A 6,508-nucleotide genomic window follows, 5' to 3' on the forward strand; every position below is an offset into this window, starting at 1 on the left:
TAGGCGCTCGCGCGGGTCCCGGTGGCGCCGGAACGGGCCGCCTCGGCGTACCCGGCGGCGGCGTTCAGGGCCTGGGCGGTGGCGCGGCGTTCCGGGCCGTGCGGACGGAACGGGGCGGGCGCCATGCCGACCAGCCAGGCCCAGGCCCCGGCGGCGAGGGCCAGGCCGAGGTGGCCGGGGAGCTGCCCGGGGGTCTGGGGCATGAAGAGCGCGGCGGAGCTGACGAAGACGAGGATGACGTGGCCGGGCGGTCCGATCCGGGTGGCGTCGCAGACCACCTTCTGCACGGCCGCGAGGACGGCGCCGACGGTGACCAGGAGGACGGCGTGGCGGGTGAGCGAGGCCGCCAGGAGGGCGACGCCCAGGCTGGCGACCATGCCGGCCACCACCCCGGCCAGGACCTTGGCACGGGCCGCGTAGGGGCGGTTGTGGGCGTAGAGCGCGCACAGGGATCCGGCCATGGTGTACAGGGCGAGGTCGAGCCGTCCGAGGGCGACGAGCAGCAGGTTGGGCGGGGCGGCCGCGACGACCACGCTGATGGCGGGCTTGAACCAGATGCCGGAGGGGCGGCCGGGGCGGAGCACACCGGCGACCGGGAGGCGAGGAGTGCGGGGGGCGCGCGGGGCGTGGGGCGGGGTGGGGGTCGCACTGCTCATGACGGACAACATTAGCATGTGTTTTACCCGTAAAACATTTCCGCGCTGCCGGGCGCGCTCCCCGAACGCTCCCCGTGTACACCCGTGCGCTCGCGTGCACGGCACGAACCCCGGGCAGTCCTTGACCGACCGCCGACGGGTCGAGGGGGAGGTTCGCGTGCACGGACCGGCGTCGTCCGGCTGGCTGCTGGTCGCGCTCTGCGCGGCGACCGGCGCCTACTGCCTGCTGCGGATGCGCAGCGGTGTCGAGGAGCAGCGCCGCGCGGCGGGCGGGGAGGCCCTCATGGGGTTCGGGATGGCCGCCATGGCCGTGCCCGCGGCGGTGTTCACCCCGCCGTCCTGGGCCTGGTCCGCCTACGCGCTGCTGTTCGGGGCGGTCGGCCTCCACGCGCTGTGGGCGGCGCGCGCGAGGCCACGCCATCTGCACCACCTGGTGGAGGCGGGCGCCATGGTCCACATGTCGGTGGCGATGGCGGGGTCCTCCGGTCACCGGCACGGCGGCTCCGGCCTGCCCCTGCTGACCGGCCTCCTGCTGCTCTACTTCTGCGCCTACGTGCTGGTCGCGGGGGTCCGGCTGATACCCGTGCCGGCCGTCGCGGGTGCCGGTCCCGCTCCCGGGTGGGGCGACCGGCCCGAGGTGGCGCGCGCCTGCCGGCTCTCCATGGGGATGGCGATGGTGGCGATGCTGCTCATGATGTGAGCGCGCACCGGCGCACGGGCGCCCCCGACGACGGGACCACCGCACCCGGTTGCGGTCGCCATGCGCTCTGCCCCCGGCCCGCGCGGGGCCGTTGTCTGCGTCACTTCGCCGGCCGGGCCGTACCACCGGACCGGGCCCGCGCCCTAGGCTGGGCGCATGATGCTCCCCGCGGCCCTGTTGCTGCTCGGCGTGCTGACCGCCGTGGCAGGACCCAGGCTGCTCGCCCGGGCGGACTGGACCGACCGGGAACCGGTGGTGGCGCTGTGGGTGTGGCAGTGCGTCGTCGCGGCCGTACTGGTGTGCTGCGCCCTGTCCATGACCTTCAGCGCGGCGGCCGCCTGGCAGGCGGTGGGCGGCCACGTCTTCGCCACGGCGCCCGGCGCCGTCGTGGAGGCGTACGCGCTCGGAACGGCCGGCCCCACGGCGGCGGCCACCGCCGTGGTCCTGGCGTGCGGCGGACTGTGGAGCGCCGCGATGCTCGTCCGCGAGGTCCTGCGGGCGCGTGCCCGGCGCCGCGCGCGCCGGGCCGAGCTCGTCGTGCGGGCGCCGCTGCTGCCCGGTGAGGAGCCCGGCGAGGACCGGCTGGTGGTGCTGGAGGGCGACCGCCCCGACGCCTGGTGGCTGCCGGGGACGCCGCCCCAACTCGTCGTCACCACCGCCGCGCTGCGCCGCCTGAAGGGGCGGCAGCTCGACGCGGTCCTCGCCCACGAACGGGGACACGCCCGGGCCCGGCACGACTGGCTGCTGAACTGCTCCGGGGCGCTGGCCGCCGGGTTCCCCCAGGTGCGGGTCTTCGCGGCGTTCCGCGACGAGATGCACCGGCTGGTGGAACTCGCCGCCGACGACGTGGCCTCCCGCCGCTTCGGCCGCCTCACCACCGCGCTGGCGCTGGTGGAACTCAACGAGGACCGCGGGGTGTTCGGCCCCTGCCCCACCCCGCAGGCCCAGGTCCGCGCCCGCGTGCACCGGCTGCTGACGCCCCCGGACCGGCTCACGGCGGGCCGCAGGCTGCGGCTGACGGCCGCGGCGTCGCTGGTGCCGGTGGTTCCGGTGCTGCTGGCATTCATGCCGGGACTGCGGGCACTGGGGTAGTCCAGGGGGCCGCGCGGGCCGCGACCGGGTCCGGCCCCACGCCCCCGAGGTCGGCAAGGATCACCCCATGCACACCCCCCACGTGGACGCACCGCCCGCTCCGCCGGACCCCCGCCCCGCCGCCCGGTCCGCCGGTGTCCTGGCCCTCTGCTCGGCGCTCCTGCTGCTCCTGGTGGCCCTCGGCTGGCGCCCGCTGCTGGGCCTGGACCGCGACATCTCCCGCACCACCCACCGGTGGGCGGTCGAGGAGCCCGGACTGACCCGGGCGGCCCGGATCCTCACCGACTGGGTGTGGGACCCGCTGACCCTGCGCGTGCTGTGCGGCGCGGTGGCCGTCCTGCTGCTGTGGCGGTACGCGGCCCGCTGGACGGCGGTGTGGCTGGTGCTGACGGTCGCCCTGGCCGCGGCGCTGCAACAGGGCCTGAAGGCGGCCGTGGGCCGTGCCCGCCCCGTCTGGCCCGACCCGGTCGACTCGGCCCACTACGCGGCCTTCCCCTCGGGTCACGCCATGACCGCGACCGTGGTCCTCGGCCTGCTGCTGTGGCTGCTGCACCGGCGGGGCGTCGGCCCCCGCCTGTGGTGGACGGCGGTCACGCTGGCGGCGGTCTCGGTGGCGGGCGTCGGGCTCACGCGCGTATGGCTGGGCGTGCACTGGCCCACGGACGTCCTGGCAGGCTGGCTGCTGGGCGCCTTCGTCGTGGCCACCGCGGTGTGGGTCCACGGTCTGCGGCACCGCCCCTGACCCCGCGGGCTCCGCCCCGCTCCCCCGCCCCGCTGACCAGGGAAGACACCACTCCCCTCGGACGATCCCCCGCGTCGCCCGAGGAGAGCGGCAGCCGGACCGCGCCCCACGAGGGGCACGGCCGGACGCGCTGAGTATAGTTGGCTGGCAGCCAGTCAACGCAGGAGTCAAGCATGTCCCCGCGCAGCGCCTCGGTCAATGAAGAGTTGCGAAGGCGTTCGAAGGAGCGGCTTCTGCAGGCCGCCGTCGAGGTGGTCAGCGAGCGCGGTTACGAGGCGACGACACTCGGCGACATCGCGGACCGGGCGGGCACCGCACGCGGTCTGGTCTCCTACTACTTCCCCGGCAAGCGCACCCTGGTGCAGTCCGCGGTGCACCGGCTGATGCACCGCACGCTCGAGGAGGCACTGGAACGGGAGCCGCGCACCGAGGACGGGCGGGAGCGGATGGCGCGGGCCATCGACGCGATCCTGGGTCTGGCGCGGGACCGGCCGGTCCTCATGCGCCAGCACATGGCGGGGCTGCTGCAGGCGGAGGGCTTCGTGCCGTGCCCGGAGCAGCGGCGTCTGGCGGAGCTGCTGAGCGACACGGTGGCGCGGCACGGTTCGTCCGACACCGGAACCGACTATCCGATGCTGCGCGCGCTGCTGATGGGGGCCGTGTTCGCGGCGCTGATGCCGGGGGCGCCCATGGAGCTGCCGGTCCTGCGCGCGGAGCTGTTCAAGCGCTACCGGCTCGACTGGGAGATGGGTGTCCCGCCGGGCACCGAGGCACCCGGCGGGACGCGTGAGGCCGGCCGGACCGATCTGTCGCGGTTCTTCGCGACCGGTCCGGCACCCGAGTGCCCGGTGCCGCACCGCCGTCCCGGGCCGGACGGTCAGTCGAAGTAGTCCGGCTGCGTCTGGACGTTGAGCTCACGCAGGTGGACCCGGCGGGCCGGATCGGTGCGCCGGTCGTCGACGCGCAGGACGTCCAGCCCCTTGGCGATGTCGTTCGAGTAGATGTAGCCGTTGTAGTAGTACGCCGACCAGGCACCGCCGGTGACGAGGCGGTCGGTGGTCAGCGGTCCCCGCTCGAACCAGGCGATCTCCTTGGGCTTCGAGGAGTTGGTGAAGTCCCAGACCGAGACGCCGCCCTGGTACCAGGCCTGGACCATCAGGTCGCGGCCCCTGACGGGGATCAGCGAGCCGTTGTGGGCGACGCAGTTCTCGGTGTCGGCCTGGTGACGGGGGATCTTGAAGTAGCTGCGGAAGACCAGCTTGCGGTGGTCGCCCCTGCCCTTGATGTCGTAGATGCCGTTGGCGCCCCGGTGGGGCCCGACCTCCGCGTTGCAGGTGGCGCCGCCTCCGCCGCCCAGCTCGTCGGTGAAGACGACCTTGTCTGCCCTCTGGTTGAAGGTCGCCGAGTGCCAGAACGCGAAGTTGACGTTGTCCTGGACCCGGTCGATCACCTTCGGGCGCTCCGGGTCGCGGAGGGAGAACAGGATGCCGTCGCCCATGCAGGCGCCGGCGGCCAGGTCCTTGGAGGGCAGCACGGTGATGTCGTGGCAGCCCGTGGTCTTGGAGACGCCCGGGTTGGTGGGCGCGCCCGGGTTGCCGCCGCCGTCCGGGCCCTCACCGGGGAAGAGCACCGGGAAGCCGACGACCGCCGCCTTGTGCGGGGCCTTGCGCGGCACCTTGATGACGGAGATGCCGTCGTGCGGCGGCTGGCAGTCGGGGTAGGAGGCGCTCGGCGAGTACGACGACACGTAGATGTAGACGTTCTTGCGCTCGGGCACCAGGGTGTGGGTGTGGGAGCCGCAGGCGGTCTCGACGGCGGCGACGTAGCGCGGGTTCCGCTTGTCGCTGATGTCGAAGACCTTCATGCCCTCCCAGGAGGACTTCTCGGTGGCCGGCTGGGTGGTGCTGTTGCAACTGCTGTCGCTGCGCGAGGAGTCGGTGGACAGGAACAGCAGGTCTCCGGAGACGGAGATGTCGTTCTGCGAGCCGGGGCACAGGACCTGGGCGACGGTCTTCGGCGACCTGGGGTTGCTGATGTCGAAGATGCGGAAGCCGTCGTAGTTTCCGGCGAAGGCGTACCGGCCCTGGAAGGCCAGGTCGGAGTTGGTCCCCGGCAGGGCGTCCTTGGGGATGTTGGCCACATGGCGCATGTTGCGGGAGTGGGCGACCTCGTCCTGGCCTGGTATCTCGCCGTTCTCGATGGCCGTGCGCGCTTCGGCGCGGTCGCTCTGCGACACCTCTTCGGGGGCGGTCGGCACGTCCCCCGGATCGGGGATCGCCGTGGCCGGGGCGGCGGTCAGGAGCGCGGCCAGCAGCCCGCCGGCGGCGGCGGCAACTCCGAGTCGTCTGCGACGGGTTCGGGAATCGGGCAACAGGATCACTGTTTTTCCTCCCTGGTTCCGTTCGGTGCGAACGGTTTTCGCTCCGGCAGTATCGTGGCAGTCATGCACATATCAATAGGGGGCAATGCGGCCGCAACGAGGTTTTCCGACCGGCGACATGTGGAAGCGTGCCGAAGCGGCCACGCAGTCCGGCGAGGTGCCGTGCACTCCTGCCCCACACCCCCCGCCACAGGAGGCCGATGTGCTCTTCCGCCGCCCGAACCGCCCTCCGGCCCGGACGGCCGGACCGGCCGCACTCGTCGCCCTGGCCGTTCTCGGCCTGGCCGCCTGTGAGTCGGGCGGCGAGGAGGACAGGTCCGCCGCGACGAAGAGACCTTCGGTCATCGTGCCGGGTGAACCGGGCGGGCAGAACCGGACCCTGTCGGCCGAGGAGGCCGCCGGGCAGCGCGCGGAGGACGACTCCCCCAACGCGGCGGACGTCTCCTACACGCGGATGATGATCGTCCATCACGCCCAGGCGCTGGAGATGACCGAACTGGTCCCGGACCGCGCCGAGTCGGGCAGGATCGTGAAGCTGGCCGAGCGGATCGCCGCCGCCCAGGGCCCGGAGATCGAGGCGATGCGCGGCTGGCTGAAGACCCACGGCAAGTCGGAGACCGACGAGGGACACGGCAAGGGGCACGGGGACGGCCACGATCACGCGACCATGCCGGGCATGGTGGCCCCGGCGCAGATGAAGCAGTTGCGGGCGGCCGAGGGGAAGGCCTTCGACCAGCTCTTCCTGACCCTGATGATCACCCACCACCAGGGGGCGATCACCATGGCCACGGACGTGAAGGCGCAGGGCAACAACATCCGGATCGAGGAGATGGCGGACGACGTGGTGGCCCAGCAGACCAGCGAGATCACCCGTATGCGCGCCCTGTTGTGAGACGCCCCGGCGTCCGGGGCGTGCGGCTCAGCGCCGGGCGTGCCGC

General features: G+C 73.4%; 6 protein-coding genes and 1 pseudogene. 5 read left to right on the plus strand and 2 right to left on the minus strand.

The features are described 5' to 3' along the window. Window positions 1-656: pseudogene (locus tag G3I53_RS11780) on the minus strand (FUSC family protein); the annotation flags it as partial. A 157-nt stretch (window positions 657-813) separates the two neighbouring features. On the opposite strand from G3I53_RS11780, the gene G3I53_RS11785 reads away from it, so the two are divergent. From G3I53_RS11785 to G3I53_RS11800, 4 genes are all read left to right on the plus strand, one after another. After that, complete coding sequence (locus G3I53_RS11785; protein ID WP_164338307.1) at window positions 814-1,356, plus strand: DUF5134 domain-containing protein; 543 nt, start codon at window positions 814-816, stop codon at window positions 1,354-1,356. A gap of 156 nt (window positions 1,357-1,512) precedes the next feature. After that, entirely contained in the window at window positions 1,513-2,448 is a 936-nt protein-coding gene (locus G3I53_RS11790) for a M56 family metallopeptidase (protein WP_164349437.1), read from the plus strand. Between the two features lie 67 nt (window positions 2,449-2,515). Next, complete coding sequence (locus tag G3I53_RS11795) at window positions 2,516-3,190, plus strand: phosphatase PAP2 family protein (RefSeq protein WP_164333208.1); 675 nt, start codon at window positions 2,516-2,518, stop codon at window positions 3,188-3,190. 173 nt (window positions 3,191-3,363) lie between these two features. After that, window positions 3,364-4,080, plus strand: coding sequence for a TetR/AcrR family transcriptional regulator (locus G3I53_RS11800; protein WP_164333207.1), 717 nt, complete (start codon window positions 3,364-3,366; stop codon window positions 4,078-4,080). Here the strand turns inward: G3I53_RS11800 and G3I53_RS11805 are convergent. Beyond that, a complete protein-coding gene (locus G3I53_RS11805) occupies window positions 4,068-5,570 on the minus strand; it encodes a hypothetical protein (protein WP_164333206.1) in 1,503 nt (500 codons plus the stop codon). The two genes, G3I53_RS11800 and G3I53_RS11805, sit on opposite strands and share 13 nt — an antisense overlap. Window positions 5,571-5,772: 202 nt before the next feature. Here G3I53_RS11805 and G3I53_RS11810 point away from each other — a divergent pair, with 202 nt between their 5' ends. Beyond that, window positions 5,773-6,462: a DUF305 domain-containing protein gene (locus tag G3I53_RS11810; protein ID WP_343240605.1), complete on the plus strand. Its 690-nt coding sequence runs from the start codon at window positions 5,773-5,775 to the stop codon at window positions 6,460-6,462. Window positions 6,463-6,508 lie beyond the last annotated feature (46 nt).

The organism is Streptomyces sp. SID14436 (genome assembly GCF_010548465.1).
Lineage (GTDB): Bacteria > Actinomycetota > Actinomycetes > Streptomycetales > Streptomycetaceae > Streptomyces.